Here is a 25,802-nt window from a genome sequence, read left to right on the forward strand (position 1 = left end):
GAATTGCCGGGTCGTCAACGGTAAGAGAGCGAGGATGATGAAGAAGTTTGCCAGGACGTTCCTTTTCGCAGGGCTCTGCGGCCTTGGCCTGATGGCCGGGCCGGCGCTTGGTGAGGGTGAGACGCTGGCGATGCTGGACCGCCTCGATCCTGGCAACTGGATGCTGCGCATGCGCGGCTCTGGCGGTGGCGAGGAGCGGATGTGCATCGGCTCCGGTCGCGATCTAGTGCAACTGCGCCACCGTGATCTGGAATGTAAGCAGGTCGTCGTGGTCGACCGGCCCAGTGAGGTAACGGTCCAGTATACGTGTCCCGGCAATGGCTATGGGCGGACCACGATCCGGCGCGAGACGGACGGCCTTATCCAGATCGACAGCCAGGGGACTCGAAACGGCTTGCCCTTCGCCTTTGCCGCCGAAGGTCGGCGTATGGGGACGTGTCCGCGCTGAGCTGACCGTGCCGGGCGATGTTCTTGCGCGCTGGGACGTTCGGGCCTAGCGCAATAGTCATGACGACTACAGGACAGGATTCGGTCAAGGACGCGGTTGTGCTCCTTTCGGGTGGGCTCGATTCGATGGTTTCGGCAGCGCTCGCGCGCGAGCAGGGCTACCGCATCAACGCGCTCACGATCGACTACAACCAGCGGCATCAGTGCGAGATCGATGCGGCGAGCGCCATTGCGCGTCATCTCGGTGCTGCGCGCCATGTGGTGCTGCCGCTCGACTTGCGCCGTTTCGGAGGCTCTGCGCTCACCGACGACATCGCCGTGCCCAAGGAAGGCGTGGGCGAGGACATCCCGGTGACTTATGTGCCTGCGCGCAATCTGGTGTTTCTGTCGCTGACACTGGCCTGGGCCGAGGCGATCGGGGCCAGTGACATCTTCATCGGTGTGAATGCGCTCGACTATTCAGGCTATCCGGATTGCCGGCCAGAGTTCATTTCCGCATTCGAGAATATCGCGGACCTGGCGACAAAGGCTGGGGCGGAAGGTGAGCCGTTTAGCATCCGCGCACCGCTCCAGTTTCTGGGCAAGGCAGATATTGCGCGCGAATGCATTCGGCTCGGGCTGGATCCGGCGATGAGCTGGTCGTGCTATGATCCGCAGCCTGATGGGCGTGCGTGTGGGGCGTGTGACAGCTGCCGCTTGCGCAAGGGCGGCTTTGAGCAGGCTGGCCTGACAGACGGGACCGACTACGCGGCCTGATCGGGGCGTTGGTCTGGCGCTTGCTCATGAGGCTGTAAGCGCGGATGGCAACTCGGGAATTGTCCATTAAGAGAAGGAGGCGAGGGCTTTAGCCCTGTCGACTTCCACCTGCGTTTGCCCTGCTGGCCTGACAAGGGGGCGCCGCCCACTTCTCTATTTCTCAAAGAGCCGCTGGTCACCACTAGGGATGATCGGCGGCCTTTTTATGCCTGGGGGCTCTCAGCAGGTCCCTTGAAGATGGGAGCAAATAGGCCTTACCCATAAGAAAAGGGGGCCGGATTTCTCCAGCCCCCTGATCTTTGTACCGTTGCCGGTCAGCTTACATGCCCGAACCCGGACCGTAAGTGATCTCGACGCGGCGGTTCTGCAGTTCGCGGACGCCGTCGGCGGTCGGAACGCGCTGGTTCTCTTCGCCGAAGCCTTCGCTCGAGATCGCCGTACCCGGGATGCCGTGCGAGGTCAGGTACGCCTGAACCGAGTCATTACGACGCTCGGAAAGACCCATGTTGTAGGTCTTGGCACCCGACGAGTCGGTGTAGCCAGCGAGCATGATCGGAACGTTGTCGCAGTTGCCGTATGCCGTGATCGCGCTGTCGAGGACCGTAGCGGCCTCGGGCGTGATGTCCGAGCTGTCCCAATCGAAGAACACGATGTACGGGCCCTTGTTGCAGACAACCTGCGGCGGCGGCGGCGGCGGCGGCGGCGGGGGAGGCGGCGGCGGCGGCGGCGGCGGCGGCGGCGGCGGCGGAGCCGCTTCCTCACCGAAGTTGTAGCTGATGGTGCCCATCAGCGAGTGCGAACGCCAGCGGGTCTCGAGGCTGTCACCAGCCGTGGTCACCAGGTCAATGCCGTCTGCATTGAAGAAGCGATACTTCAGGCCGACATCGACGTGGTTCGAAAGCGGTGCGCGAACGCCCGCGAGAACCTGCCATGCGAAGCCCGTGTCGCTGTCATCGACGAGGTCGTAGCTGACGCGTGCGACACCGGCACCACCGCCGACAAAGCCCTGGAGGCCGTCGTCGGGACCGAAGTCAAGAAGGCCGTTGACCATGAACGACAGCGCATTCGCGTCGCCAAGGTAAGCAGCCGGACCAGCGTAATCGACATAGTTGTCGACGCCAGCTTCGCGGTAGCTGGCTTCGGTTTCGAGACGGAACGCCCCGAAGTCGTAGCCGATCACACCACCGCCGTCGAAGCCGGTGTCGAAGTCGAACTGGCCAACGTTGTCGACACCATTGATGTCTGCGTCAGCATCTTCGACGATCATGGCGCCGAAATCGAGTTCGGCATACCATGCGCCGTCGCGCGCGAGCGCGGGAGTGGCGATAGCTGTCGAAGCCAGCGCCAGTCCAATGACGAGTTTCCTCATACGTTTCCCCTACTGATAGAGATTTGGAGCCACCGAGTGCGAAGAGTCTCTAACCCTTCAACAATCTGCGCGCAAGCGCACATTGCGGACCACTGTTGCAAGAATGTCGCGCTGGAGAGGGCCGTAGGCCGTGCATCGCCACCGCAGCGGTAATTTTGCATTGCCCCTTTGCCCTCGTCCTTGGTCGCCCATCACGCCCCGGGTAACATACCCAGGACCTGCAAGGCCGTGACCAATTGCGTGACCGCGGCCCTTGCTTCGATGTCAACCACGGCCCCTCCGTTTGGTTCCTGAACACTCTGCGTTTTTTTCCAGCCGGCCTGGAAAAATCGTTCTTGTGCAGCGGCTATGTCGTAGACCCGCAGGCCGTCCTTGGGCAGCACGAAGAGCCACTGTCCGCCCTGCCTGCAGGCCAGGGCCTCGTCATGGCCCGCCCATTCGCCCGTGGCGCCTGCGCCGACCAACCAGGCCTGCCCATCGTCGGCAGAGGCAGGGGGCGTGGCCGCTTCACCCTCGATTGCGATGTGCAAGATGGCATCGAGACGAAAAAGGGCCTCGTTGATGAAAAATTCCTTCTGCGCCTGCCCCTGAAAAAGGAGGGGGAGGGTGTAGCGAGGGCTGGCGGCATCAAAGGTAACCGAGTCTGTCATGTTTGCGCTCCTTGGAACGGTTTCGGTCGTGGGCAGGGCAATGCATCAGGCCGGTTCGAGCGAGCCCAGGAGGAGGGCCGGGGAGAGTGCGTGGGTGCCTGCCTGGCGCACGCGCACTTGCGCCAGACTGGCAGCTTCACCGAGTGTGGCTATCGTTGCCGGTGAAATCTCGATCCGGGGTTCCAGGACCTGCCAGGAGGCCAGTGGCTGTTCGGGGTCACCCAGCGTCAGCAGGTAGATCTCGGTCTCCTCGACCAGCGGAACGTCGAGCGTGTCGGCCCAGCGCCATGCGCCGCGCGCGCGGCGTGTCCAGGTAAAGCGCAGGGTTCCATCGGGAAGACGCGTGCGGCGCGGATGGACCGGGGCGAGCGGACGTCGGGTGATGCCATCGAGGTGGACCTTGGTGCGTACCGGTGCGGCATCACCGCGCCCCAGTGCGACGACCTCGCGTTCCGCTGCGCTGCCCAGAAGAGCTGCGTCGAGGGGGCGGATGGCGGTGTCGAGGAGAACGAATGGCTCGCCCGGGGCATGGCCCGCCAGACCGGCCTCGCTGCCGGCAAGGCCGCGCAGGAAGCCGGAGAGCCGCCATGAGCCCGGGCTGATCGGGTTCGCCTTGGCGAACTGGACAAGTTCTTCGCCAACGAGCGCGAGATTGACGCCCCGGGCAAGTTCGGCCGTGTTTGCCCCAGCCAGAACCATCGTGGGATCTGTAAGGGTGACGTCGAGCCAGGACGTCCGGTCGAGCAGAAGTGAACTGGCGGGGGCCAGGGCATTGGTGGTGATCCCCATCAGGGCCCGGGTCCGTCCGGTCGATCCGAGCGGTTCCAGTGCTCCGCTGCCGGGATCGGCATAGAGCGCGGCGCCCGGCCAGCCCGCGCTCGAGGACGAAGCCGCCGCGTGGGGGAGCGGTGCGTCGCTGTGCGCGCTGGCGGCGCCGAGGGGAAGTTCGAACGCGACCAATTGCGTCTCGCCCGGGGGCAGGTCCATGGGAGGTGCATAGCGGCCCGGGGTTCCCGACAGAGGAGTGGTGTCCAGCGTTGCTGTGGGCAGGCGGCGTTCCAGTTCCAGCTCGACGCCTGCCTCGCACCATTCCCAGGCCCGCACGCGCCAGGTGCCGGAATGTCCCGGTAGGCGCACTTCGACGCCCGGTGCAATGGCGGGATCGAGTTCGGTCGTACGCCAGGCGATCGTATCGCGTGCGCGCTCCGCACGGCGGTGGGCATGGTGGATGAGGCGGGCGGCATTGGCCGCATCGAGGCTCGCGGGGAGGTCGATGCCGACCGGCGTGCCGGGGGCGGGGCGGCCCGCAACGCGCTGCACTCCGGGTAGGTAGTCGCGGTCCTGGTCGTAGTAGCGCAGGAGCGAAAGAGGGCTTGGCGCGGGTTCGCCGCGGCTCCGGGCAAAGCCGCTACGCACGCCGAACCCTTCTGGGTCCTCGGCAACGGCGGCAGCGCCGAGTGTCTTCAACGCGCCCGTATGACTTTCATGCCGTACGATCAGGTTTTCGCCCGAGGCATCGGTGTCGAGGGGGAAGACCGCGTCGAGCGCCTGAAGGCTTTCCACCACCGGACCTGAACAGCTGAAGCCTGTCAGTTCGGGCAGCTGGGCGCTGGTTTCGCAGGCCTCGAGCGCGTCGTCGAGGATGTCCTGCAGGTGGACCGTATTGCCCGCGAAGACTTCGAAGGTCAGGGCGGGAATGCGGTTGTAGAAGTCGGCGAGCTGCAGGTCCTCGAAGACGACGTAGGCAAGGCCACGATAGGCGGGGCAGTTCTGGGCGCCCTCGGCGCTGGCAAGCAGGGGGTCCAAGGGCTGGTCGCCGCGCCCTGTGTGAACGCGCAAGGTGCCGCCAGCCTTGAGGTCCCCTTGCGCGCCGCGCAGCAGTTTGCCGTCGGCCCAGATACGCCCAATGCCCTCTATTGGACGGCTGGCGAGCGCGACGGCGAAGCTTGCACTATAGGTGTAGGTGGAAAGGGCAGGCGAACCCTTGCCGGTGCCCACCGTCTCGCTGTGCTCGGTGAGCTCGGTGGCCCAGATCAGGCTGCCCGCGACGCGCATCGCGCCGTAGTGACGGGGCAGGACCTCGCCATAGGTCGAGCGCGTCGCATCGAGTTCGCGCAGGCGCGGCCCCTGACGGGGCGAGGCAAACAGGGCGCCGTCGATCTGGCGACCGACCAGCGAACCGATGGCTCCGCCTATGGGACCGGCAAGGGCCGTGCCCGCCGCGCTGAAGACAAGTGTGGCCATGAGGAAGGTGTCCCGCAGGAGTGGATCAGGAGGAGGGAAGGCGCCAGGCACCAAGCTGCCGCCACGACGCGGGCAGCGGCCCCTCGACGATGCGGCGCAGGCCCGCATGGGCGTGGATCGCGATGTTGCGCTCGGGCACGCTGTGAACGACGAAATGGTATTGGCATGCGCCGGTGTGGACCATCGAGATGTCACCGGGCGCGGGCTCGCCGTGAGCCGTGTTCAGTCCGGCGGCAGCGAGAACGCTTCCCGCATCGGGGGGCTGGCAGGAGCGCAGCGTATAGCGCGCCGGTAGCGCAAGGGGGCGACCCAGCCTCGCCAGGGCGCTGCCGACAAGTCCTGCGCAGTCCAGTCCGCTCGCCGGATCACGTCCGCATAGCCGGAAGGGCGTGCCTACGAGCGCGCGTGCAGCTTCGACCAGGGCGTCAGGCGTGGGGACAAGATCGGGCGCGCGGGTCACAAGGCGGACGGGTAACGCTGGAGCAGGTCGTTGCCGGGCAGGTGCGGCTCGCCCCTGAAATTGATGGCGTTGGCAAAGCGCGTGGAGCAGGTCTCCAGCGTGTGGTCGCAGCCCTCACGCAGGCGCACGGGTGTGCCTGGGATGGGAGCTGGTTCTATCGGCTGGTCGAGCACCAGCGCGCCCGCAGCGGTCACACCGAGAATGGCGGTGACCTGGCCTGTGCGCGCGCCGTCGAGCCAGCGCAGCGTGCCGCCTGTGAACAGGGCAGGATCGGCGAGGCTCGCAGGCGTGACGCTGTTTTCCTCCTCGTTGGCCTCGAGGATATGTGTTTCGGTTTCGAAGCGGCGCGCATTGAGGTTGCAGCCAGGTCCTGCAAAGACCGCGCGGCACGAAGGGCTGGTGCGGGGAAGGGTGTCGCGCGCGAGTTCGCTCTTGCGCGAGGAAAGCTGGGCCTCGAAGCCGCCGTCGCTTTCCAGGATGGTGCCAAGGCTCCCGGTGTAGAGCAGGTGGCGCTCGCAGGTTTCCCAATCGACGAGGCCGATACGCACCCCCGCGCCATCGAAGCGGCCCTGCTCGAGGTCCTCCTGGGTGATCGAGCCATGGGTGATGGCGCCGCGCACGTCGGCGCTGTCCGGCTCGAACCCGGCCGAACGGCGGATCGAGGAGGGCAGCATTCCGGGCGAGGCGCGGTGCAGGACCCCATCGAACCACAAGTCCGCGTCGTGGGTAGTGAACCCCAGCGTCACGCCGTCGCGGCGCAGGATGCGCCAGAACAGGGCGACGGTTTCAAGCTCCTCGGAAAACCATGTGCGCATCATGGGGCCTCCCGGATCTCGACGATGGGTACGCTGGGGGCCTCGCCCGCGGCGAACGAGGCGCCCGAAATCTCGAGCTGGTCTTCGGCAAAGCGCACGGGCACATCGAAGAGGAAGCCGGCGCGTACCATGCTCCCCGCAGGGGGCGCTTCGTCGAAGGTGATGATACCGCCGGGAGAGAGGGTCCAGTTGCCCTCCTGGACCACGCCATCGAGCGAGACGAGCACGCTCGCGGCATCGGGCCGGGTGATCCGGCGCACCTGCAGGGCTTCGGCTTCGCCATAGCACTTGAGGAGGGCGAAGTCGGCGCGCAGGCCATCTCCCTCTCCCAGTTCCTGGTCGAGCTCGGTGGGAGTGCCGACCATGCCAGCCGAGCTGAAGTCGCTCGGATCGCGCAGGCGAAAGCCACGCGCAGGGCCCCGGCGAGCACGGAAGAAGGCGATGAGCGTGCCCAGTTCGGCCTCCGAGCGCACACCCGGCCCCACATCGAAGCGCAGGCGGGCATTGGCCCAGAGGCTGTTGCGCCGCTCGAAGCCCGAAGCGGTGACCGAGACGCTGGTCGAGAATTCGGGGACCACGGTGGCATCGCGGCCGAGCGCGAGAGGATAGAGAATATCGTCGAAGGCCTGCATCGCCTCGTCTCCGGTCGGGGGGGAAGGGGGCGCGGGAAGGCGCACGTAGCCATCGCGCATGATCTGGGGCAGCGCCCAGACAATGATCTCATGGGGACTGCGGGACAGGGCCTCATCGATGCCATCATCGATGCGCCGCCACAGGTCGGCATCGGTGGGATCAAGGACGAAGCCCGCGAGATAGTCCTGCTCTGCCGGGGGATAGCCCAGGCGGGTATTCACCGTCTCGTAGGCGCGGCGGCGCGCGGCATCGCGCCCCTCGGTGAGCCAGTCGTAGTCCTCGACCTGGAGGCGGTCGAAGGCGGGGGCGGCCCAGCCAAGCGGCAGGTTGGCGCGGTAGAGTTCGGGCATGGCAGGCGCGAGGATCGTGGGCGTGAAGACGAGCGCCAGCGCTTCGACAGGATCGGGCGCCACGGCCGCGCGGACCGCGCTCACAAGTGCCGCAGTGGACTGCGCGAGCAGGGCTCCGGCGGCATCGAGCAGATCGGTCTGCGCGGGAGTGAGGGGCGCGCGCATGTCCGGGATAGCCACGGGATCACCGCCGAGAGCCGCAGCAGAGGCGGCATCGTAGAGACAGATTCGGCCCTCCGCAGTCGTCCACCACCAGGGCTCGCCAACCTGGAAGCGCACCTCGCACCCCGCGTCCGTCATCAGCTGGGCGAAGGCACCGCCGACCGACTGGAGCCAGGCCATCGCCTGGGCGTGGGCCGGGGAGAGAAGGGAGGACGGCGGCTCCCAGCCCGTGAGCGCCGGATTGCCCAGATGGTCGCGCTGCATCCAGTCGTCGGGGCAGTGCTCGGCGAAGAGTTCGTAGGACAGGGATGCAATGGGCCGAAACCCTTGCGCGGCGCACGCGGCGAAGAAGGCCGCATGCCACGTGCGCGTGGGGGTGTTGAGCGGGTCGCCGGACGTCGAGACCCGGAAGTCGCCCGAGGCCTGAGCCAGGCGGAAGAAATGGCTCATGCCCACGTAGTGCAGGACCGTGCCGCGGTAGCCGAGCTGGCGGATCGTGCGCACGAGCCGGGCCGGGGTCTGGACGCCGTCGTCATCATAGCCGGTCGCGATGGCAAGGCCGTGCGGGGGCAGAAAGACGTCGCCGATCTCAAGCATGGCGCGCTCGCCATCGCAGGTGATCGCGCTCATCTCGATCCAGCCTTCCGCTTCGGCGGAGAGCGGGGTTTCACTGCCCGCCACGTAGCCCAGCGGCGCGAAGGAGATGAACATCCGGTCGATATCACCCGGCCACACCGGATCGGCGTCCGCCGGGAGCGAGAAGCCGCCTTCAAGCTGGGAGAAGGGCAGCGTGATCACCGCGTCCTCCGGGCTGCCCTGCGCATAGTTCCAGAGGCGCACGTACCAGGTGCGCACGGCCCCTTGCGCATCGCGGCCCTCGATGGTGAGCGTCGGACCATTGACCGCGTCGAGCGCCAGTACCCCGCCCGAACGCCAGCGGAAGCTGAGGTGCGTGTGGGAATAGTCGCGGTCGGTGCGGTAGGCGAGGAGCGGGTGGTCGAGCGTGTCCTCGCTTGCCCAGATCAGGCCGCCAAGGTCGGTCTCGCGCAGGAAGCTGGCTTCGACGCGCAGGGCATCGGGGGCTGTCGAGACGATCGTCGCGACCATGGGCCGGGGATAGTTGACAGTCCAGAAGCGCGGATCGAAGCGCTGGATCCAGTCGCTGTCCTGTCCCTTGCGGCTGTCGGCAAGCCAGAAGGCCATGGGCGGTTTCCTCGTCGGTGATGGGGAGGGCGGACGGAAGGTCAGGAGACGGTGAGGGCGCGGCGTACAGAGCTTGCGATCTGGCGCGAGGAGCGCTGCAAGGCGCGCGGGGCGCTCGCGCCGCGCTCACCGCCCAGCGAGATGGCCACGCGCACATCGCGCGATGGCTGGCGGCTTTCGCCCGTCTCGATCCGGCCCGCCGAGGTGGGCACGAAGACCTCGGGTCCCCGTTCGCCCACGAGATAGCCCTGACCAGGCGCCACGTTGCCGCCGGTGGCCCGGCCAGGCAGCCCGAGCAATCCCGGGACCAGACCGGCCAGGCCGCCGCCCGCGCCGCTGCCGCCACTGACCGCGCCGACCAGCGTGGTCATGCCTTGCGCGGCAATGGCATCGAAAGCGGAGAAGGCGGCATTCTTAAGGTCCTCGAAGCCCAGACTGCCGCGCCGGATCGCGCCGGTCAGACTGCGCTCGAAGCGATCGCCTGCACGGGAAAACCCCTCGCCAAGACCGGTGTCGATCTCGCCGCGCATGACCGCGATGTCGCGGGCAAAGCCCTGGGTGCTTGCGCGGACCTCGATCAGGAGTTCGTCGATGTCATCGCTCATTGTCTCGCTCCATCATGGCGTTGAGGGTGGCGCGGTCGAGCCCTTGCGAAGGGGCCTCGCTCGCGGGTTGGAGGATTGTCGCCAGTTCCTCGGGTGTGGCGTTCCAGAACTCGTGCGGTCGCCAGCCCAGGAGGTGGGCGGCAAGGGCGCACAGGCGGGTCGCGCCGGCCCCGAACCGCACCGGGGGCTCGCTCACACCGTGCCCTTCAGAATCTGGCCAAGCAGGGTGCGCAAGGGGACGGCGCAGCGGGCCAGGCCCAGCTGGGCAACGGCCTCGCCCACGGCTTCGCGCGGGACGGCCGTGGGCGGCTGGAGGCAGTGCCAGAACAGCGTGGCGACTTCGCCCAGCCGCAGCTGGCCCTCACCTGCCCGTTCAACCAGGGCATAGAGCGGCCCCAATTCCTCTTCGGCGGCGACCAGCGCGGCGAACGAGGGGCGTAAGGTATGCGCGCGCCCCGCGATCTCCAGTGAGGCTTCGCCGCGCAAGGGGTTGGCAGGCGCGCTCATGCGGCCGCGATCGCGCCCGAGCTTTCCAGCTGAAGCGTGTAGTTGCGCTCCCCGTTGAAATCGCCCGCATAGTCGAGGCGCTGGACGAGGAAACGGCCACGCAGCTTCTCGCCGTCCTCGAAGCTCAGTTCATAGTCGTCGAGCGTGCCTTCCATGGCGTTGACGCGGATACGCGTTTCGGCCGCACTGCCCAGGAAAATGCCCGCGGCGCTGACCGAGACGGTGCGGGTTCCCGCGCCCGAGAGCAGCTCACGCCAGCCCCCGCTGCCCTTGTGGGTGGTGACGACGGTCTCGCCGGTCACCGACATCTGCGTGGTGCGCAGGCCCGCGACGGTCTGGTAGGTCGGCGGGCTGGCGCCGTCGGAAATCTTGAGCAGGAACGCACTGCCTTTCTGGGCGGTCATGTCGGGTCTCCTGTGAGGAAGGGGTCAGCTGGCGAAGAGCCGGAAGGCGTATTCGAGAAGGATCGCGCGGCGGTTGCCGGGACGCTGCTCGGAGCGCGCGCGCAGGAAGCGGGACGTGATGATATCGATGCCATCGTGCGTGGCGGGCAGGCTTTCGATGCGCGCCTCGATGCTCGTGACGAGCGCAGCCAGGCTGGCGGGGGCATCGCCCCGGCCCTGCAGTTCGAGCGCCACGCGTATCTCGCGGCCACGGTGGGTCTTGCTGCTCCAGTCGGTGCTGGCGCTGGTGGCTATCGCCAGCCAGGGCAGGCTGGTGCGCGAGGGGGCTTCCTCGCAGATGGCGTTGAGGGTGCCGGACAGGGCCGGGTCACCCTGAAGCCAAGCGAGGAGCGCGGCGCGCAGGAGCACTTCTTCCATCGGTCATCCTTTCCGGAAAAGCGGCCAGACAAGCTGCGCGCGGCGCCAGGGGGCATCTTCGTCGCGGGCGGCGAGGCGGCGGGCGGCCAAGGTTGCTTGGGCAAGGCGCCGGGCCTTTTGCGTCAGGCTGCGGGCGAGTGGCTCGAAGCTCTTTGCGCTGTCGCCATCAAGGCGCCGTTCGCTCATGCGAGGCGCATCCGGCGCCAGGGCCGCCACAGCGCTGCGACCGAGGCTGGGGGCAGGGGCGAGGCACCGCTTCCTTCGCGCTCGCGGTGCTGGTGGGCGGCGAGGCGCACGATGCCCTGGCGCAAGGTCTCGGGCAGGGTGTCCCAGTCGGGAGCAAGCCCGGCGGTGAAGCGCACGGCTAGGCGGCCTGCGGCACGAGATAGCAGGTGCACGCGACCCGTCCCGTCCGCCGCCAGATCAAGTGCGTAGTCGCTGGCTGGGACAGGTGTGCGGGTGCCGTCTGCAGCCAGGTTCTGGAGCGCGGTGATGGCCTGGACGGGGCGGGTGGTAAGGGAGTTCCAGTCACGCGCGGCGGGGAGGATTTCCTCGCAGGTGCATTCGAGGGGGAGCAGGCCGGTAAAGGCTTCGCAGGTTTCGAGCGCTGTGGCGAGCAGGCTGGCCAGCGCATTGTCTTCGTACCCGGTCGTGATGCCGAGCCACTGCTTGAGCTCGGCAAGCGCCGATGACGGCAGCGTGGCCGGCGTAAGGATGACCCGGTTCATCGGCATCTCCGATCGTTGTCGTGGGCAAGAGAGAGCAAGGAAAAGAAGGGCCCGCGCCGTCCGAGGGGAAGGCAGGCGGCGCGGGCCGGGCGCGAGGGCGAGCGGGGAGGGGAAGACCCGCCAGGCGAGCAAGGAGGGCTTCCGGACGAAGGGAAAAGCCGTCCTTCTCTGCACATCTCGCGCCGAGGTGGATCAGGCCGCGATCTTGAGCAGCTTGATCGCGTCGGAATCAAGCACCTGGCCGCCCACGCGCTTGGTCGCGTAGAAGTGGACGAAGGGCTTGTTGGTGAAGGGATCGCGCAGGATCGCGGTCGCGCTGCGCTCGGCGATGAGGTAGCCCGCGCGGAAATTGCCGAAGGCGATCGGGGTGGCGTTCGCAGCAACGTCGGGCATGTCCGAGGCCTCGACCACCGGGTAGCCGAGCAGGCGGTCGGGCTGGCCATCGACCAGGCCAGGCTGCCACAGAAAGGCGCCGTCGCTGGTCTTGAGCTTGCGCACCAGGGCCAGGGTCTGCGCATTCATCACCCAGCTCGCGCCCTGGCGATGCCCGGCCTTGAGCGCGTGGACAAGGTCGATGAGCTTGAGCTCCGGGTTCCCGCCGAGCGTGCTGGCATTGCCCGAGACGACATGCTGGAGCGTGCCGAACTGGCGCGTGGCATCGCCCGCCGTGCTGGTCGTGCCGGTGAGGAAGCCCATCGGCTGGTTGGTGCCCGAGCCCGAGATGAAGGCGGCCCCTTCGGCGCGGGCGAACTCGGTCGCGATTTCGTCGGCGAGCCAGGTGGGCAGGTCGAAACCGGCATCGTCGAGCATGGCCTGGCTGGCCGCCGGGTTGGCGTAGAGCTCGCCCGTGGGCGGGGCGATCTCGGCGAAGCTGGGCGTGTCGGTTTCGGGGCGCGCGGCGGTCTCGCTGACCCAGCCCGAGGCGGTGCCGCCCGTCGAGATCAGCTTGCGGTAGCCCGCCGAGCCGGTCTGGACGACCTGCGCGATCGAACGGATCGGGCTGACCGACTTGAGGCGTGCGGCGATGAGCGCATCGATCTCACGCGGGACGGCATAGCCGCCGTCGGCGGGCACCGCGCCCGAAATCGACTTCCACTCGGTCTCGCGCCCGGCGCGCAGGTAGCCATCGACGAAGCCCTTCAGCTCCAGGCTCGGCGCGCCTTCGGCGGAGCCGGCGATGACCGGGCGGGCCGCGGCACGGCTGACGCGTTCCAGGCGCGCCTTTACCTCGTCGACATCGCCGCGCAGGGCCTCGACGCTCTGTTCGGTCGCATCCATGCGGGAGACGAGGTCAAAGGACGAATCGAGCGATTCGGCCGGGACGGAATTTTCCATGGGGTATCACCTTTCGCGGGGAGTGGAGCCGCCCGCGACGGGCGGCAGGGAAACGGGGAAGGAAGCGGAGCGCAGGTCGTGGACCTCAGGAGACGAGGTGGACGCGCGCGCCGTGCTGCATGGGGTGGGTGACCAGGCTCACCTCGAAGAGATCGACGGCGAGCAGCTCGCGTCCCGCAGGGCCGGTGCGGCTGGTGCGGGCGCGGTAGCCGAAGGAGAGGCCGGTCACGTTCCCGCGCTTCAGGGCAAGGCCGGGGGCGGCCTCGGGCCGGTCGAGCGCGGCAATGACGCGCAGGCCCCGGGCATCCTCGGAAATGGCCTCGATCCAGCCGATGCGCAGATCCGAACGGTGCTGCCACAGGAGCGGCAACGGGTCCTCGCGCGCGGCCAGGGTGTGGGCAAAGGCGCCGCGCCGGATCGTGTCGCGGCCTGCATCGGGGGTGTCGAAAAGCGCGGCGTAGCCTGCAAAGCGCAGGGTGGTCCAGGGCGCGGACGCGTGAGCAAGCGGGGCAGGCGCGATCACCGCAGCATCTCCGTCGCGCCGAGCCGGACTGCAAGGCCCAGCAAGAGCAGGGCGAGGAACCCGCGCACCGCCCAGCCGACCGCGGCGTTGCGCGCGCTCGTCTTCGCATCGCGCCAAGCGCGCAGCAGTTCGCGCAGCTCGCAGAGGTCCTCGGGCGCGGTGTCGTCGTCGAGGCCGACGAGGACCAGCATGCGCTGAGCGCCCACTTCGCTCGCTTCCTCGACGATCGCGCGCAGTGTCACCAGGTCCGAGCCTTCGGCCGCGGCCTGCGCGATCAGGCCGACCAGCATGTCCTTCTGGTTCATGATTTGTTCTCCGGCTGGCCGGTCGTGGGGGTGGGCGAAGTGGCACGCGGGGCCGAACGGGGTGGGAGGCCCAGCAGGGCGCGCTTCTCGTCCGCATCGAGGAAATCGGCGTCGGAGACCTGCGCCCAGAGCCGCTCGCGGTCCTCGGCCAGTGCGGGAACCCGGTCGAGGTCGATGGCGAGATCGGCCTCGGGAAACCAGGGGCTGAGCGCTTCGGTCAGGCCGGACAGCAGCTTGGCGGCCAGCGGCAGGAGGGTCAGGCGCCAGAGCGCGCGGTTGGCCTCGCGGTAGTTGGCATAAGTTGCATCGCCGGGCAGGCCCAGCAGCATCGGAGGAACCCCGAAGGCGAGTGCGACGTCGCGCGCGGCGGCCGCTTTCAGCGTGGCGAAGTCCATGTCCGCCGGGCTCATTGCCATGGCTTGCCAGGTAAGTCCGCCTTCGAGCAGCATCGGGCGCCCGGCGTTGCCCGCACCCGAGAAGGCGCTCGATAGCTCGCTCTTGAGGCGTTCGAACTGGTCGGGGCTGAGCGGCGTGCCCTCGCCCGTGTCGTAGACAAGCGCGCCCGAGGGGCGGGCCGCGTTCTCGAGCAGCTGGCGGTTCCATTCCGAGGCCGCGTTGTGAGTGGCCACGGCCTGGTCGGCGGCGCACAGGCAGCCCGCGCCGTAATGGTCATCGCCCGGATGGAAGTGGCGGATGTGGACGAGGTTGGGCGAGGCGTCCTCATCCAGAGCGGGGATCGTGATGCGCTTGCCCGCGACCTCGTAGGTGTAGGCGGTCGGCCAGCCGTCACCACCGGCAAGGACGGTGATGCGCTCGGGGCGCAGGGCGAAGAGCTCGACCGGATGGCCGCGCGCGTCCTTCAGGATCTGGACATAGGCATTGCCATGAAGAAGCAGCTGCGCGGCAAGTGTTTCGAGGAGCGACTGGCCCGCGCTGGTCGCGTTCACGAGCTGGGCGAGCGCGGGATCGGCGGGCTTGAGCGGCGCGCCCGCGATGCCTTCGGCCACGAGGCGCACCGCGCGCTGGGCGACCGGGTTCTCGAGGTAGGCGCGCTGGACGGAGCCGGTGTATTCATAGGGCGCGCGGCCCGAGCCTGCCTCGGCGAAGTACCAGGGCGAGGCGGCGCCGCGCGCCAGCGGGACGCGCGCGGTTTCGCCTTTGAAGGCGGCGGCAAGCGTATCGAGGAAGGACATGACCGGCCTTTCTCCCGCAAACGGGACAAGCAAAGGGATGGGAGGGGGGGAGGGCGAAAGCCCTGATGCGAGGGCTTTGGCCGTATCAGGCGAGGCGCACACGCGGCTGCGCGCTCTTGCCCAGAAGCAGTTCGGTGAGCGCCCAGACCAGCGCATCGGCGCGGTCGGGCGAGCGGCCCGGACCCTGGTAGGTGCCACCGGCCAGAAGGCCGCACATCTCGTCCTCGAGATCGGGGAAGGTGCCTGCGTGGCGGACCCGGCCCGCCTCGTAGAGTGCGGTGACGGGTTCGGCGCGGGCGACCTTGCCCCGGCTGGCGTGGACGAGCCGCAAGGGGAGGGCAAGGTCGGCGGCGCGCAGGACGCTGGCGACCATCGCGCCGCCCTGGTTGGCTTCGGCAATGACACGCTCGGCCTGCCAGGCCGAGGCGGCACTGGCGGCCGCGCGGGCCCAGCGTTCGGGGCTGGCTTGGCGCACCGAGGCGTCGGCCAGGACATGGGCACGGCCCGTCGAATCGAGACCGGCGACCACGATCCCGCAGGCATCGCCGCCCGCCGAAGCCGGAGGGTCGATGCCGACGACAACGCGTACAAGGTCGGTCGGCGCGGCCTCACGGCAGGCTTCGAGGAGCGCGCGGTTCCAAAGTGCGCCCTCGATGTCGGCGAGAAGTTCGCCGTCGAGCTCTTGGCGCCCCAGCTGGCTCTGCCCGTAGGCGCGGCGCACGTGGGAGAGGAAAGCGGGCGGCAGGTTGGCCGCGTTGTCTTCGGTGCGGCCACGGGTGATGGCGAGCGTTTCGTCCGGTTCGGCCAGCAGCCGGGTGACGAGGGGGACCGCGCGCGGCGTGGTGGTGGCGGTAAGCTGGGGGCGTTCGCCCAGGCGCAGGCCCAGGATGAGGTTGTCGTAGGCGCGCACCGCGCGCTCGGAGGCGTTGTCCCACTTGGCGATTTCGTCGCACCAGGCGTGGCTGTGCTGGGGGCCGCGCAGCGATTCGGGCTCGGCGGCGGAGAACAGAAGGGCCTGTGCGCCGTTGGGCCAGACAAGGCGGCGCAGCGAGGGTTCGAAGACCGGGCGGCGGCGCGCCGGGCAGATGGCAAGGAGGCCGCTTTCACCCTCGACCATGACCGCGCGCACTTCGGGCAGGCTCGCCCCGACAAGGGCGATGCGGGCGTTCGGATCGCGCTCGGCAACGCTGCGCACCCATTCGGCCCCGGCACGGGTCTTGCCAAAGCCGCGTCCGGCCATGATCAGCCAGGTGCGCCAGTTGCCCTCGGGGGCCAGCTGTTCGGGCCGCGCCCAGAGCTTCCAGTGGGTTTCCAGTTCCTCGCGCTCGGCTTCGGTCAGCGCGCGCAGGACCTGGTGGCGGTGCTCGGGCGCCATGGCCAGGAGGATGCCCAGGTGTTCACTGTGCATCGCGGGCCCCATCGTTTCCGGCAGGGGAGGGCGCAGCATCGAAGCTGCGGGTGCGCATCTTCTCGATCTTGGCGTTGATGGAATCGAGAATGGCCTCGCTGTTTCGGTTCTCGACGATGGCGCGCTGGCGGGCGGCGGATTCGCGGTGGGCCGTCAGCAGGCGAAAGGCGGTGGCGTTGTCGAAGACACGGGTGCCGCGCTTCGCGCCCGTCGGCGGCTTGATCTCCCCTTCGCGCAGGCGTTGGAGGAGGGTCATTTCCAGGTGGTCGTAGCCCTCGCACAGCGCTTCCTGCCACTGGCGGTAGAATTCGGGATCATCGCGGCGCGCCTCGTAGGCGGTGGAGGAGGCAACCCCTGCGGCCTTGGCCGAGGCGCTGACGTTCGAGGTGGCCGCCAGTTCGGCCAGGAAGCGCCTGCGCCAGTTGCGCGGGGCCGCAGGCTTCTTGGCAGGGGCACGCGTCCGTTCCGGGCGCGCGCCACCTGCGGACGAGGTCGTGTCCGCCATGGGCTCTCCGTGTGGGCATCGATGGAAGGGGGAAGGCCGGGCGGAGCGATTCGCAGGTCCCATCCGGCGTTGTTCTCCTTATGTACCAATATCGGCGTGCGATGTCAAGCTCAATAACCAGATAGGTTATCGCTTGCCGCGCTGCAGCGAGGCGATTAAGCACACGGACCTGAGTGATTAACCGGGGTTCCTGATGCTGCGTCGCCTTTACGATTGGACCATGGCCAAGGCGTCGCACCGCCACGCCGAACGCTGGCTGGCGGGGGTCTCCTTCGTCGAATCGAGCTTCTTTCCGATCCCGCCGCACCCGCTGCTGGGCCTCATGTGCCTGGCCGAGCCGAAGAAGGCGGTGCGCTTTGCCGCGATCACCACGCTGGCTTCGGTGCTGGGGGGCGTCTTCGGCTACCTGATCGGCTTTTTCGTTTATGACCTGGTCGGCGAGCCGATGCTGGCCGCGCTGGGCTTGGCCGAAAGCTTCCCCAAGGTGCGCTGCTACTTCCAGGCGCACGGCGAACTGGCCGTGCTGCTGGGGGCGATGACGCCGCTGCCGTTCAAGCTGCTGACGATCATGGCCGGGTTCATGGAGATGAACTTCCTGACTTTCGTGATTTCCGCGCTGGTAGGGCGCGGTGTGATCTTCATGACGGTGGGCGTGCTCTTCCGCCTATTCGGGGCTCCGATCAAGGCGATCATCGACAAGCACCTGGGCAAGGTGACGGCGCTCTTCGGTATTCTCCTGGTGGGCGGCTTTGCCGTGCTCTCGCTGGTGGGCGGCAGCGCGAAGGAAACGCGGGAAACCTGTGCGCCCAGCGAGGTCGCCGCTCCGGCCTGATCCGGGCGCCCGGTCCAAGGAACCTTGCGGGACTTCCCGCGCTTCTCCTGTGAATTTCGCAGACGGGCCGCGCGTCGGAGCGAGGCCTTGCGCGCAGCAGGAGGAATTGACCGATGCCGTTCAAGATTGCCGTCGTCGTGGGGAGCATCCGCGCCGGGTCCACCAACCGCAAGGTCGCCGAGGCGCTGACCCGGCTGGACGCGGCGAGGGACCACACATTCACCTTCGCCGACATCTCCGGCCTGCCGCTCTACACCGAAGAGGATGACGAGGCGCAGGCCCCGGAGGTCAAGGCGCTCAAGGCGCTGATCGCGCAGTCTGATGGCGTGATCTTCGCGACGCCCGAATACAACCGCTCGATGCCCGGTGTGCTCAAGAACGCGATCGACCACGGCTCGCGCCCCTATGGAGAGAACAGCTGGCTGGGGAAGCCGGCCGCCGTCTTCGGCGTGTCGCCCAGCGCGATCGGCACCGCCATGGCCCAGCAGCACTTGCGCAACGTGATCGCGTGCCTTGGCATGCCCACGCTGACCCAGCCTGAGGTTTTCCTGCAGTGGAAGGACGATCTCCTGACCGAAGAGGGCACCGTGGGTGAGGGCTCGGCCGATTTCCTCGGCGGTTTTCTGGAGAAGTTCCTCGACCTGGTGGCGCTGCACGCCAAGGCCTGATCGACCTCGCCTTCTGTAACCATGAAAAAAGGGCGGCCCGGGTTCGAGACCCCGGCCGCCCTTTTTCGTGCGTAACTGACCCTGAAAAAATCAGCCCAGGATGTTCACGGCCTCGCCAGCGCGGGTGAACATGCCGATGATCTGCTGGACCTGCTCGGCCGAGTGTTCGGCGCAAAGCGAGCAGCGCAGCAGCGTCATGTTGGCCGGGGTTGCCGGGGGACGCGCGAGGTTGACGTAGAGGCCTTCGTGCAGGAGCGCTTCCCACATCGCCGCGCCGCGTTCCAGGTCAGGCATGATGACCGAGATGATCGCGCTCTGCGGCTCGGTGGTGCCCAGCTGGAAGCCCGCGTCGGTCAGGCCCTTGTGCAGCGTCTTGGAGTTTTCCCAGAGGTGTGCGCGCTTTTCGCCCGCATCCATCAGCTTGCGGATCGAGGTGCAGGCCGTGGCGACGACGCTCGGCGGCAGGCTGGCGGTGAAGACGTAGGGGCGGCAGACGAGGCGCATGACCTCGAACTTGGGGTGGTTCGAGACGCAGAAGCCACCGACCGTGCCGACCGACTTGGAGAAGGTGCCGATGACGAAGTCGACATCGTCGAGCACGCCCTGCTCTTCGGCAACGCCGCGCCCGTTGGGGCCGATGAAGCCCATCGAGTGCGCTTCATCGACAAGGACCATCGCGCCGTACTTCTTGGCGACCGCGATCATCTCCTTGAGCGGAGCGATGTCGCCCAGCATCGAGTAGACGCCTTCGAGCACGACCAGCTTGCCCGCGCCTTCAGGAATGCGGCGCAGGCGCTTTTCCATGGCCTCGATGTCGTTGTGCTTGAAGGGCACGACTTCGGCGTCGCCCATCTTGCACCCGTCCCAGATCGAGGCGTGGCTGTCGATGTCGAGGACGATGTAGTCGCCCTTACCCGCGATCGTCGAGATGATGCCCAGATTCGCCTGGTAGCCGGTCGAGAAGACCATGGCGTGCTTCATGTCGTAGAAGTCGCAGAGCGCCTGCTCGACCGCCTTGTGCGGCGAGTAGGTGCCGTTGAGCACGCGGCTGCCGGTCGTGCCCGAGCCGAAATCGTCGAGCGCCTGCTTGCCCGCCGCGATCACGTCGGGGTCGAAAGTCATGCCCATGTAGTTGTAGGTGCCGAGCAGGATGGTCTCGCGCCCGTTGCACATCGCGACCGTGGGCGAGATCACGCGCTCCATGACGAGGCCGAAGGGATCGGTCACGCCCGTGGAAAGCAGGTCCGTGCGCATCTTGATGAGCGGGTCGAACTTGCTGAACAGGTCGGTGTGCTCGGCCGTTTGGTTTTCGCTGATCATGTCGGTCATACTGGTTTCTTTCAGCCCTGCAGCTTCATCACCGCTTCGACGAGCTGGCCGAAGTTTTCGATCTCGGCCTGCTGGTTCATCGAGATGATGATGTCGAATTCGTCCTCGATGGCGGCCACGAAGTCCATGACGGTCAGGCTGTCGAATTCCAGGTCGTCGGTGAAGCGCGTGGCGTCGGTGATCGCGACCTCCTTCTTGTTGAAGGGTTCGATCAGGGCGATGATGCGGGCCGAAACGTCTTGGCGGTCCATGGTCATTGATAACTCCGTAAGGTCCGGGGCGCTCTGTGGTCCGGAAATGCGGCGCAAAAGCGGCACGGGTGTAACATGTCAAGCGCGGCGGGACATAACGCACTCTTCGCAAGGGCAGGAGCGCGGGCGGTGTGGCCCATGGGCCGCACTCAGATGAGCGCCCGCACGGCCTGCATGAAGGGGCCGATCGAGACCGGCTTGGCGAGGTAGCCCTCCGCGCCAGCCTCGCGAATCCGCTCCTCGTCGCCCTTGCCCGCATAGGCGGTCACCGCCAGCACGGGAATGGCGCGCAGGACTGGGTCCTGCTTCGCCGCCTCGATAAGGTCGAGCCCCGAGACATTGGGTAGCTGGATGTCCATGATGACCAGGTTGGGCACGAAATCGCGGGCCTTTTCCAAGGCATCGCGGCCATCGGCGACCGGCTCCACGGCAAAGCCCTGGCTGACCAGGACGTCGCAAAAGAGTTTCCGGTTGAGATCGTTGTCCTCGACAACGAGGATGCGCTTTGCCATGCGGTGCCCGAGCCCCATCTAAGGTTCATCGACCGCTCTAGGACAGCCAAGCGAGACTGACAATTCTTCCCAGATCGCCATCCCCCGCAAAGGCCGACGCGCCCGATCCGCAGGCCCTTTCCCTCAACGCGCTGGGCTGGGTGCTGGCGGACGGCGACCGCGCGCAGCGCTTCCTGGCGCTGACCGGCCTCACGCCTGACGACCTGCGTGCCTCGCTGGACGATCCGGCAACGCTGGCCGGGGTGCTCGAATTCCTGTGCGCCTACGAGCCCGACCTTCTGGCGGCAGCCGAGGCGCTCGGGGTCGAGCCGCAGGCGATCGCCGAGGCCCGTGAAAGGATGGCGCGATGACGAAGTCACGACTCGGGGCACAATCGAGGAAACGGCCATGACCCGCCCGCTGCTGATTACCGACTGCGACGAAGTTCTGCTCTACATGATCGGCCACTTCTGCGACTGGCTGGAGCAGGACAAGGGCGTCCTGTTCGATTTCGAGAAGCCCGGCTTCACCAATTCCATGACGCGCATCGGCTCGGGCGAGAAGCTTGACGAGGCGGAGATGTGGGGCCTTCTCAACGCCTTCTTCGATGACGAGATGCACCGCCAGACCCCGGTCGACGGAGCGATGGAGGCGATCGGTGCGATCCGTGAGCACGCCGACGTCGTGGTCCTCACCAACCTGATGGACCACCGCAAGGATGCCCGCGCGGTGCAGCTGCGCGAATTTGGGCTCGACCTGCCGATCTTTACCAATCAGGGTCCCAAGGGCCCTGCGCTGAAAGCCATCCTCGAGGAATACCGGCCGAGCCGTGCGGTCTTCGTCGATGACCTTGCGCAGCACCACGATTCGGTAGGGGACACCGCCCCTGCCGTTCACCGCCTGCACCTGTGCGCTGAACCGCGCCTCGCACGTTTCATTCCCTGCGCCCACGAGGCCGGGCATGCCCATGCCCGGATCGATCGCTGGAGTGAGGCGTTGCCTTGGGTACTGGCTCGCCTCAAGGGCGAAGATGAAGAGGATACGTCCCATAATGAGTGATATCGAAACCCGCCTTTCCGAACTCGGCCTGATCCTGCCCGAACCGGCCGCGCCTGTTGCGGCCTACGTGCCGGTGGTGGAAGCGGGCGGCCTGGCGCACGTCTCGGGCCAGCTTCCCTTCGTGGGCGGCCAGCTCGTCACCGGGCGCCTGGGCGATGACGTGTCGCTCGAGGAAGGCATTGTCGCGGCGCAGGCCTGCGCGGTGATGATCCTGGCCCAGCTCAAGGCCGCGCTCGGCTCGCTGGATCGGATCGAGCGGATTGTGAAACTCGGCGCCTTCGTCAACTCGACCGGCGATTTCACCGACCAGCCCAAGGTCGCCAACGGCGCCTCGGAACTGATGGTCGCGGCGCTCGGCGAAGCGGGCAAGCACGCGCGCAGCGCCGTGGGTGTGCCCGTGCTGCCGCTTGGCGCTGCGGTGGAAGTGGACGCCATCGTTGCTGTCCGGCCGGCTTGATCGCTGGCTGAGCCCGGCTCCGCGTGGGGACAGGGTCGGCTGGATCTTCCAGCATGACTTTGCCCACCGGGGCCTGCATTCCGGCACGGTGCCGGAAAATTCCATGGCGGCTTTCGCGGCGGCCATGGCGGGCGGCCATGGCATCGAGCTCGACGTGCAGAGGTCGAGCGATGGGCAGTCGGTGGTCTTCCACGATGACACGCTCGAACGGCTGACCGGCGCGCAAGGGGCGGTCAACCGGCGCAGTGCCGCACAACTGGCCGAGCTGCGTCTTCTGGAAACGGACGAGGCAATCCCGACCCTGCGGCAGGTGCTGGCGCAAGTGGCGGGCCGCGTGCCGATCCTCATTGAAATCAAGTCCCGGCGCGAGGGGCAGGTCGCCGGGCGCTGTCTGGCCGTGCGCCGTGTGCTCGAGGGCTATACCGGGGCGCACGCGGTCATGAGCTTCGATCCGCGTGTCGCGCGCTGGTTCCATCGCCACTCCCCGCACACCGTGCGCGGTCTCGTGATGAGCGAAGACGGGAACCGTACGCTGGCCGCGCGCGCCAGGCGGCGACTTGCAATGTGGAGCGCGAAACCCGACTTTCTGGCTTGTGACGTGCGCGATCTGCCGAGCCGCTTCGTGGCCGCGCAGCGCGCGCGCGGCGTTCCGGTGGCGACCTGGACCGTGCGCAGCGCGGACGAGGCCTCCCGGGCCAGACAGTATGCCGACGCGCCGATCTTCGAGGTCGGCGCGGTGCAGGACTAAGGCAGGAGTCGAAGGGCAGGCGTGAGCGAAGGCGAATTTACCGCAAGGGTGCATGACGGCGTCGGATCGCTTCCGGCCGCAGAGTGGGACGCGCTGGTGCCGGGGGGCAACCCCTTCGTGCGCCACGCCTTCCTCTCCGCAATGGAGGATTCGCAGTCGGTGGGCGAGGATGCGGGCTGGATTCCGGTCCCGATCACCGTGGAAGGCGATGACGGGCGGCTGGCCGCCGCGCTGCCCGCCTACCTCAAGGAACACAGCCAGGGCGAATACGTCTTCGACCATGCCTGGGCCGATGCCTGGCACCGCGCGGGCGGGGCCTATTATCCCAAGTTGCAGATATCGGTGCCCTTCACGCCCGCGACGGGGCCGCGCGTTCTCACCCGCGATCCGCAACTGGGCCTGGGGCTCCTGCGCGCGGCGGAGACGCTGTGCCGCGACAACGGCTTTTCCTCCGCCCACGCCACGTTCATCGCGCCTGAGCAGGTCTCGCTGTTCGAGCGCGCGGGCTGGCTCCTGCGCGAGGATATCCAGTTCCATTGGGAGAACCGGGGCTATACGACCTTCGATGAATTCCTGGGCGCCTTGTCTTCGGCCAAGCGAAAGAACCTGCGCAAGGAACGCGCAAAGGCGCAGGACGGCGTCACGATCCGCCGGCTGCGCGGGGGCGAGATCACGCCCGATCATTGGGATGCCTTCTGGTTCTTCTACCAGGACACCGGCGCACGCAAATGGGGCCGACCCTACCTGACGCGCGAGGCCTTCGACCTCCTGAGTGAGCGGATGGGCGAGGATATACTGCTGGTCCTGGCTTTCATCGACGAGGAACCGGTGGCGGGCGCGCTCAACTTCATCGGCGAGGACACGCTCTACGGCCGCTACTGGGGCGCCTCGATCGACAAGCCCTTCCTGCATTTCGAGCTGTGCTACTATCAGGCCATCGACGCGGCGCTGGAGCTGGGGCTCGACCGGGTCGAAGCGGGTGCGCAAGGGGGGCACAAGCTGGCGCGTGGCTATGAACCCGTGCGCACGGTCTCGGCACATTATATCGTGCACGAGGGCCTGCGCGCGGCCATTGCCGATTATCTGGAGCAGGAACGCGCGGGTATCGCGCGCGACCAACTCTTTCTCGGCGAACGAACGCCGTTTCGCAAGGCGCCCGAGTAGACCCGAAGGGGCGGCGGCTTCAGGCCGCCTTGCGCAGCGCGGCGTGCGGGGTGGCGCGCAGCCACTGGCGGGCGCGGCGCTGGGCTTCGGCGATCTCGCGTGCGGTCATCTCTTCGGCGACGTCGGCGCGGCACTGTGCGGCATCCTCGTGTTCGCCGACAGCGGCGAGGTTGAACCACTTGTGCGCCTCGACCAGGTCACAGGGGGCGCCATGGCTGCCGGTCGAGAAGGCGACGCCGAGATCGAAATAGGCCTCGGTATCGCCGACCGACGCCGCGGCGAGGCAATTGGCAATGAGAAGATCACCGGTCTCGGCCGCGACCGGGGAAGATTCATTGAAATCGTTTGCGTTGATCCAGGCAGTACCCATCTCGAAAAATCCCTTTGTGGCGGGCTCCGATTCTTGGGCCCCTTCGATAGCCTGAAGACTGGATTGTGCTGGTGAAGTTTGCGTTAACCGTGTTTGCGCAAAGTCGCGGTGGCGCTGTTCATGTTCAGCTGACGAAATCCGTTCAGGAAATGTGTGGGCATCGTGTGATAACCGCTTGTGCCGACAATAGTGCGGAACTATAGGCCGCTACGACCGCGGATTGCGAACGCGCTACCGGAAAAAATCCGGAGCAGCAGGGCTGAAGCGATTCGGGGCGGATACCTGCGGAGTTTCTCTGGATGGCAACGGCCCTAGAAAATGAAATTGACGTACTCGCCAAGGCACGGCGGGTCATTGGCGGCGCTTACGTACCGAGCGACGACGAATCCTACATGTCCGAACCGCAGCAGGAGTACTTTCGTAACCTGCTGATGGCTTGGAAGAAATCGATCCTCGATGCTTCGGCCGGTACTCTGGCCCAGCTTCAGGACGGACCGTTGCGTGAACCCGATCTCAACGATCGCGCCTCGAGTGAGACCGATTGGGGCATCGAACTGCGCACCCGCGACCGTCAGCGCAAGCTGATCGCCAAGATCGACGCGGCACTGCGCCGTATCGAGGAAGGCGAATATGGCTACTGCGAGGTGACGGGCGAGCCCATCGGCATCGGCCGCCTCCAGGCGCGTCCGATCGCGACGATGACCGTTGAGGCGCAGGAAGCGCACGAGCGCCGGGAAAAGATTTCCCGCGACGACTGAGCGCGGCCGGATCCGGCCTGAACGTGGCTCGAAATCGGCTTTGAGAGGGCTATGGGGGCCGCCGCTATCGGTCCCTTAAGCCTTTGTTTGCCACTCTCGGTTACCAGTGCAGGGAAAGCAATCTGCTTGCCCGCGCGCCTCTGTCCTGTCATGTCGGGCCGCACGGGCAAGGCCGACCCGGGTGCCGGGCCAACGGCTGTGTCAGAGGCTGGACTTGATACCTATGGATGAACGCGAAAACCGCCAGATACCGCGCGACAGCCTTTTTCTCATGGCTGATCTGCATGTCGACGGGCTTGAGGGTGAGCATCGCATCAAGGTGCGCAACCTCTCGGCGGGCGGCATGATGGGCGAGGGCCCGGTGCGAGTCGTGCGCGGTTCGGTCGTCCAGGTGAACATCCGCAATCTTGGCTGGGTCGAGGGTTCGGTGGCCTGGGTCCAGGACAGCCGTTTCGGCGTGGCCTTCCATAGCGAAATCGATCCCAAGCGCGCCCGCGCGCCGGTCAAATCCGGCGAAGACGTCGCGCCGCGCTACCTCAGCAACCACAAGGAAGCTGGCCCCAGCGGGATGACCCTGCGCAAGATCTGATCCTGCCCCGTGCGGCAGCGGCAGGAATCGCGCGCACAAGCATTTGCGCAAGGTCCAAAATCGACTA

The 25,802-nt window shown here is 67.2% G+C and carries 34 protein-coding genes; 11 read left to right on the forward strand and 23 right to left on the reverse strand.

All coding sequences use genetic code 11. The features are described from left to right. The first annotated feature begins 34 nt into the window (after positions 1–34). On the forward strand, positions 35–448 hold the full coding sequence (locus LC060_RS02265) for a hypothetical protein (protein WP_226632325.1): 414 nt from the start codon (positions 35–37) through the stop codon (positions 446–448). A 59-nt stretch (positions 449–507) separates the two neighbouring features. Next, positions 508–1,203 (forward strand): 7-cyano-7-deazaguanine synthase QueC, encoded by a 696-nt coding sequence (gene queC, locus LC060_RS02270; protein ID WP_226632327.1) that lies wholly within the window; start codon positions 508–510, stop codon positions 1,201–1,203. 319 nt (positions 1,204–1,522) lie between these two features. On the opposite strand, the gene LC060_RS02275 is transcribed toward queC, so the two are convergent. From LC060_RS02275 to LC060_RS02365, 19 genes are all read right to left on the reverse strand, one after another. Next, a complete protein-coding gene (locus LC060_RS02275; protein ID WP_226632329.1) occupies positions 1,523–2,572 on the reverse strand; it encodes an OmpA family protein in 1,050 nt (349 codons plus the stop codon). A 191-nt stretch (positions 2,573–2,763) separates the two neighbouring features. Further along, the gene (locus LC060_RS02280; protein WP_226632330.1) at positions 2,764–3,222 is read right to left on the reverse strand and encodes a DUF2793 domain-containing protein; all 459 of its coding nucleotides are present in this window, start codon (positions 3,220–3,222) and stop codon (positions 2,764–2,766) included. 45 nt (positions 3,223–3,267) lie between these two features. Beyond that, the gene (locus tag LC060_RS02285; protein WP_226632332.1) at positions 3,268–5,466 is read right to left on the reverse strand and encodes a phage tail protein; all 2,199 of its coding nucleotides are present in this window, start codon (positions 5,464–5,466) and stop codon (positions 3,268–3,270) included. A 25-nt stretch (positions 5,467–5,491) separates the two neighbouring features. Then, positions 5,492–5,926 carry a hypothetical protein gene (locus LC060_RS02290; protein WP_226632334.1) on the reverse strand — a complete coding sequence of 145 codons (435 nt, stop codon included), beginning with the start codon at positions 5,924–5,926 and terminating at the stop codon, positions 5,492–5,494. Then, a complete protein-coding gene (locus tag LC060_RS02295) occupies positions 5,923–6,744 on the reverse strand; it encodes a DUF2163 domain-containing protein (RefSeq protein ID WP_226632335.1) in 822 nt (273 codons plus the stop codon). The genes LC060_RS02290 and LC060_RS02295 overlap by 4 nt, the downstream gene beginning before the upstream one ends. Further along, positions 6,741–9,089 carry a DUF2460 domain-containing protein gene (locus tag LC060_RS02300; protein ID WP_226632337.1) on the reverse strand — a complete coding sequence of 783 codons (2,349 nt, stop codon included), beginning with the start codon at positions 9,087–9,089 and terminating at the stop codon, positions 6,741–6,743. Before LC060_RS02300 ends, LC060_RS02295 begins: the two co-directional genes overlap by 4 nt. Before the next feature lie 41 nt (positions 9,090–9,130). Beyond that, the gene (locus LC060_RS02305; protein WP_226632339.1) at positions 9,131–9,694 is read right to left on the reverse strand and encodes a tail tape measure protein; all 564 of its coding nucleotides are present in this window, start codon (positions 9,692–9,694) and stop codon (positions 9,131–9,133) included. Next, the gene (locus tag LC060_RS02310) at positions 9,684–9,890 is read right to left on the reverse strand and encodes a phage tail assembly chaperone (RefSeq protein WP_226632340.1); all 207 of its coding nucleotides are present in this window, start codon (positions 9,888–9,890) and stop codon (positions 9,684–9,686) included. The genes LC060_RS02305 and LC060_RS02310 overlap by 11 nt, the downstream gene beginning before the upstream one ends. Continuing rightward, entirely contained in the window at positions 9,887–10,201 is a 315-nt protein-coding gene (locus LC060_RS02315; protein WP_226632343.1) for a gene transfer agent family protein, read from the reverse strand. Before LC060_RS02315 ends, LC060_RS02310 begins: the two co-directional genes overlap by 4 nt. After that, positions 10,198–10,605 (reverse strand): phage major tail protein, TP901-1 family, encoded by a 408-nt coding sequence (locus LC060_RS02320; RefSeq protein WP_226632344.1) that lies wholly within the window; start codon positions 10,603–10,605, stop codon positions 10,198–10,200. Before LC060_RS02320 ends, LC060_RS02315 begins: the two co-directional genes overlap by 4 nt. A 24-nt stretch (positions 10,606–10,629) precedes the next feature. Further along, entirely contained in the window at positions 10,630–11,022 is a 393-nt protein-coding gene (locus LC060_RS02325) for a DUF3168 domain-containing protein (protein ID WP_226632346.1), read from the reverse strand. Positions 11,023–11,025: 3 nt separating this feature from the next. Next, entirely contained in the window at positions 11,026–11,208 is a 183-nt protein-coding gene (locus LC060_RS02330; protein ID WP_226632349.1) for a hypothetical protein, read from the reverse strand. Beyond that, entirely contained in the window at positions 11,205–11,750 is a 546-nt protein-coding gene (locus LC060_RS02335) for a head-tail connector protein (RefSeq protein WP_226632351.1), read from the reverse strand. Before LC060_RS02335 ends, LC060_RS02330 begins: the two co-directional genes overlap by 4 nt. Before the next feature lie 192 nt (positions 11,751–11,942). Continuing rightward, entirely contained in the window at positions 11,943–13,085 is a 1,143-nt protein-coding gene (locus LC060_RS02340) for a phage major capsid protein (protein ID WP_226632352.1), read from the reverse strand. 85 nt (positions 13,086–13,170) lie between these two features. Further along, positions 13,171–13,608: an HK97 family phage prohead protease gene (locus LC060_RS02345; RefSeq protein ID WP_226632354.1), complete on the reverse strand. Its 438-nt coding sequence runs from the start codon at positions 13,606–13,608 to the stop codon at positions 13,171–13,173. Further along, the gene (locus LC060_RS02350; RefSeq protein ID WP_226632356.1) at positions 13,605–13,913 is read right to left on the reverse strand and encodes a DUF6127 family protein; all 309 of its coding nucleotides are present in this window, start codon (positions 13,911–13,913) and stop codon (positions 13,605–13,607) included. Before LC060_RS02350 ends, LC060_RS02345 begins: the two co-directional genes overlap by 4 nt. Continuing rightward, the gene (locus LC060_RS02355) at positions 13,910–15,106 is read right to left on the reverse strand and encodes a phage portal protein (protein ID WP_226632362.1); all 1,197 of its coding nucleotides are present in this window, start codon (positions 15,104–15,106) and stop codon (positions 13,910–13,912) included. Before LC060_RS02355 ends, LC060_RS02350 begins: the two co-directional genes overlap by 4 nt. Before the next feature lie 85 nt (positions 15,107–15,191). Then, positions 15,192–16,514 carry a DNA-packaging protein gene (locus tag LC060_RS02360; protein ID WP_226632364.1) on the reverse strand — a complete coding sequence of 441 codons (1,323 nt, stop codon included), beginning with the start codon at positions 16,512–16,514 and terminating at the stop codon, positions 15,192–15,194. Beyond that, a complete protein-coding gene (locus LC060_RS02365; RefSeq protein WP_226632366.1) occupies positions 16,504–17,019 on the reverse strand; it encodes a hypothetical protein in 516 nt (171 codons plus the stop codon). Before LC060_RS02365 ends, LC060_RS02360 begins: the two co-directional genes overlap by 11 nt. Positions 17,020–17,212: 193 nt before the next feature. Here LC060_RS02365 and LC060_RS02370 point away from each other — a divergent pair, with 193 nt between their 5' ends. Then, entirely contained in the window at positions 17,213–17,851 is a 639-nt protein-coding gene (locus tag LC060_RS02370; RefSeq protein WP_226632368.1) for a YqaA family protein, read from the forward strand. 113 nt (positions 17,852–17,964) lie between these two features. After that, positions 17,965–18,519, forward strand: coding sequence for an NADPH-dependent FMN reductase (locus LC060_RS02375; RefSeq protein ID WP_226632370.1), 555 nt, complete (start codon positions 17,965–17,967; stop codon positions 18,517–18,519). A gap of 90 nt (positions 18,520–18,609) precedes the next feature. Here the strand turns inward: LC060_RS02375 and spt are convergent, their stop codons facing one another. The 3 genes from spt to LC060_RS02390 form a co-directional block, all read right to left on the reverse strand. Continuing rightward, complete coding sequence (gene spt, locus LC060_RS02380) at positions 18,610–19,848, reverse strand: serine palmitoyltransferase (RefSeq protein ID WP_226632372.1); 1,239 nt, start codon at positions 19,846–19,848, stop codon at positions 18,610–18,612. Between the two features lie 11 nt (positions 19,849–19,859). After that, complete coding sequence (locus LC060_RS02385; RefSeq protein ID WP_226633586.1) at positions 19,860–20,099, reverse strand: acyl carrier protein; 240 nt, start codon at positions 20,097–20,099, stop codon at positions 19,860–19,862. Positions 20,100–20,248: 149 nt separating this feature from the next. Next, a complete protein-coding gene (locus LC060_RS02390; protein WP_226632374.1) occupies positions 20,249–20,611 on the reverse strand; it encodes a response regulator in 363 nt (120 codons plus the stop codon). 62 nt (positions 20,612–20,673) lie between these two features. Between LC060_RS02390 and LC060_RS02395 the strand changes: the two genes are divergently transcribed. Genes LC060_RS02395 through LC060_RS02415 form a run of 5 tightly spaced genes read left to right on the forward strand, consistent with a single transcriptional unit; the run spans position 20,674 to position 24,018 of the window. Beyond that, complete coding sequence (locus tag LC060_RS02395; protein ID WP_226633587.1) at positions 20,674–20,961, forward strand: DUF3572 domain-containing protein; 288 nt, start codon at positions 20,674–20,676, stop codon at positions 20,959–20,961. Between the two features lie 37 nt (positions 20,962–20,998). Beyond that, positions 20,999–21,649: an HAD family hydrolase gene (locus LC060_RS02400; RefSeq protein WP_226632375.1), complete on the forward strand. Its 651-nt coding sequence runs from the start codon at positions 20,999–21,001 to the stop codon at positions 21,647–21,649. Beyond that, complete coding sequence (locus LC060_RS02405) at positions 21,642–22,106, forward strand: RidA family protein (protein WP_226632377.1); 465 nt, start codon at positions 21,642–21,644, stop codon at positions 22,104–22,106. Before LC060_RS02400 ends, LC060_RS02405 begins: the two co-directional genes overlap by 8 nt. After that, the gene (locus LC060_RS02410; RefSeq protein ID WP_226632379.1) at positions 22,087–22,854 is read left to right on the forward strand and encodes a glycerophosphodiester phosphodiesterase family protein; all 768 of its coding nucleotides are present in this window, start codon (positions 22,087–22,089) and stop codon (positions 22,852–22,854) included. The genes LC060_RS02405 and LC060_RS02410 overlap by 20 nt, the downstream gene beginning before the upstream one ends. 21 nt (positions 22,855–22,875) lie before the next feature. Beyond that, on the forward strand, positions 22,876–24,018 hold the full coding sequence (locus LC060_RS02415) for a GNAT family N-acetyltransferase (RefSeq protein WP_226632382.1): 1,143 nt from the start codon (positions 22,876–22,878) through the stop codon (positions 24,016–24,018). 19 nt (positions 24,019–24,037) lie between these two features. Here LC060_RS02415 and LC060_RS02420 read toward each other — a convergent pair whose 3' ends face one another. Beyond that, positions 24,038–24,388, reverse strand: a complete 351-nt coding sequence (locus tag LC060_RS02420; RefSeq protein ID WP_226632383.1) for a hypothetical protein — start codon at positions 24,386–24,388, stop codon at positions 24,038–24,040. 299 nt (positions 24,389–24,687) lie between these two features. Here LC060_RS02420 and dksA point away from each other — a divergent pair, with 299 nt between their 5' ends. Together dksA and LC060_RS02430 are read left to right on the forward strand one after the other, a co-directional pair. Then, the gene (gene dksA, locus LC060_RS02425; protein WP_039389064.1) at positions 24,688–25,146 is read left to right on the forward strand and encodes an RNA polymerase-binding protein DksA; all 459 of its coding nucleotides are present in this window, start codon (positions 24,688–24,690) and stop codon (positions 25,144–25,146) included. Between the two features lie 223 nt (positions 25,147–25,369). Continuing rightward, positions 25,370–25,735: a PilZ domain-containing protein gene (locus LC060_RS02430; protein WP_226632390.1), complete on the forward strand. Its 366-nt coding sequence runs from the start codon at positions 25,370–25,372 to the stop codon at positions 25,733–25,735. The last annotated feature ends 67 nt before the right edge of the window (positions 25,736–25,802 follow it).

The sequence above is a fragment of the Novosphingobium profundi genome, from assembly GCF_020524485.1.
GTDB classification, from domain to species: Bacteria; Pseudomonadota; Alphaproteobacteria; order Sphingomonadales; family Sphingomonadaceae; genus Novosphingobium; species Novosphingobium profundi_A.

Coding starts and splice junctions, on each gene's coding strand:
- LC060_RS02265 (WP_226632325.1), top strand. CDS start 35: ATGATGAAGAAGTTTGCCAGGACGTTCCTTTTCGCAGGGCTCTGCGGC.
- queC (WP_226632327.1), top strand. CDS start 508: ATGACGACTACAGGACAGGATTCGGTCAAGGACGCGGTTGTGCTCCTT.
- LC060_RS02275 (WP_226632329.1), bottom strand. CDS start 2,572: ATGAGGAAACTCGTCATTGGACTGGCGCTGGCTTCGACAGCTATCGCC.
- LC060_RS02280 (WP_226632330.1), bottom strand. CDS start 3,222: ATGACAGACTCGGTTACCTTTGATGCCGCCAGCCCTCGCTACACCCTC.
- LC060_RS02285 (WP_226632332.1), bottom strand. CDS start 5,466: ATGGCCACACTTGTCTTCAGCGCGGCGGGCACGGCCCTTGCCGGTCCC.
- LC060_RS02295 (WP_226632335.1), bottom strand. CDS start 6,744: ATGATGCGCACATGGTTTTCCGAGGAGCTTGAAACCGTCGCCCTGTTC.
- LC060_RS02300 (WP_226632337.1), bottom strand. CDS start 9,089: ATGGCCTTCTGGCTTGCCGACAGCCGCAAGGGACAGGACAGCGACTGG.
- LC060_RS02305 (WP_226632339.1), bottom strand. CDS start 9,694: ATGAGCGATGACATCGACGAACTCCTGATCGAGGTCCGCGCAAGCACC.
- LC060_RS02315 (WP_226632343.1), bottom strand. CDS start 10,201: ATGAGCGCGCCTGCCAACCCCTTGCGCGGCGAAGCCTCACTGGAGATC.
- LC060_RS02320 (WP_226632344.1), bottom strand. CDS start 10,605: ATGACCGCCCAGAAAGGCAGTGCGTTCCTGCTCAAGATTTCCGACGGC.
- LC060_RS02325 (WP_226632346.1), bottom strand. CDS start 11,022: ATGGAAGAAGTGCTCCTGCGCGCCGCGCTCCTCGCTTGGCTTCAGGGT.
- LC060_RS02330 (WP_226632349.1), bottom strand. CDS start 11,208: ATGAGCGAACGGCGCCTTGATGGCGACAGCGCAAAGAGCTTCGAGCCA.
- LC060_RS02335 (WP_226632351.1), bottom strand. CDS start 11,750: ATGAACCGGGTCATCCTTACGCCGGCCACGCTGCCGTCATCGGCGCTT.
- LC060_RS02340 (WP_226632352.1), bottom strand. CDS start 13,085: ATGGAAAATTCCGTCCCGGCCGAATCGCTCGATTCGTCCTTTGACCTC.
- LC060_RS02350 (WP_226632356.1), bottom strand. CDS start 13,913: ATGAACCAGAAGGACATGCTGGTCGGCCTGATCGCGCAGGCCGCGGCC.
- LC060_RS02355 (WP_226632362.1), bottom strand. CDS start 15,106: ATGTCCTTCCTCGATACGCTTGCCGCCGCCTTCAAAGGCGAAACCGCG.
- LC060_RS02360 (WP_226632364.1), bottom strand. CDS start 16,514: ATGCACAGTGAACACCTGGGCATCCTCCTGGCCATGGCGCCCGAGCAC.
- LC060_RS02365 (WP_226632366.1), bottom strand. CDS start 17,019: ATGGCGGACACGACCTCGTCCGCAGGTGGCGCGCGCCCGGAACGGACG.
- LC060_RS02370 (WP_226632368.1), top strand. CDS start 17,213: ATGCTGCGTCGCCTTTACGATTGGACCATGGCCAAGGCGTCGCACCGC.
- LC060_RS02375 (WP_226632370.1), top strand. CDS start 17,965: ATGCCGTTCAAGATTGCCGTCGTCGTGGGGAGCATCCGCGCCGGGTCC.
- spt (WP_226632372.1), bottom strand. CDS start 19,848: ATGACCGACATGATCAGCGAAAACCAAACGGCCGAGCACACCGACCTG.
- LC060_RS02385 (WP_226633586.1), bottom strand. CDS start 20,099: ATGGACCGCCAAGACGTTTCGGCCCGCATCATCGCCCTGATCGAACCC.
- LC060_RS02390 (WP_226632374.1), bottom strand. CDS start 20,611: ATGGCAAAGCGCATCCTCGTTGTCGAGGACAACGATCTCAACCGGAAA.
- LC060_RS02400 (WP_226632375.1), top strand. CDS start 20,999: ATGACCCGCCCGCTGCTGATTACCGACTGCGACGAAGTTCTGCTCTAC.
- LC060_RS02405 (WP_226632377.1), top strand. CDS start 21,642: ATGAGTGATATCGAAACCCGCCTTTCCGAACTCGGCCTGATCCTGCCC.
- LC060_RS02420 (WP_226632383.1), bottom strand. CDS start 24,388: ATGGGTACTGCCTGGATCAACGCAAACGATTTCAATGAATCTTCCCCG.
- dksA (WP_039389064.1), top strand. CDS start 24,688: ATGGCAACGGCCCTAGAAAATGAAATTGACGTACTCGCCAAGGCACGG.
- LC060_RS02430 (WP_226632390.1), top strand. CDS start 25,370: ATGGATGAACGCGAAAACCGCCAGATACCGCGCGACAGCCTTTTTCTC.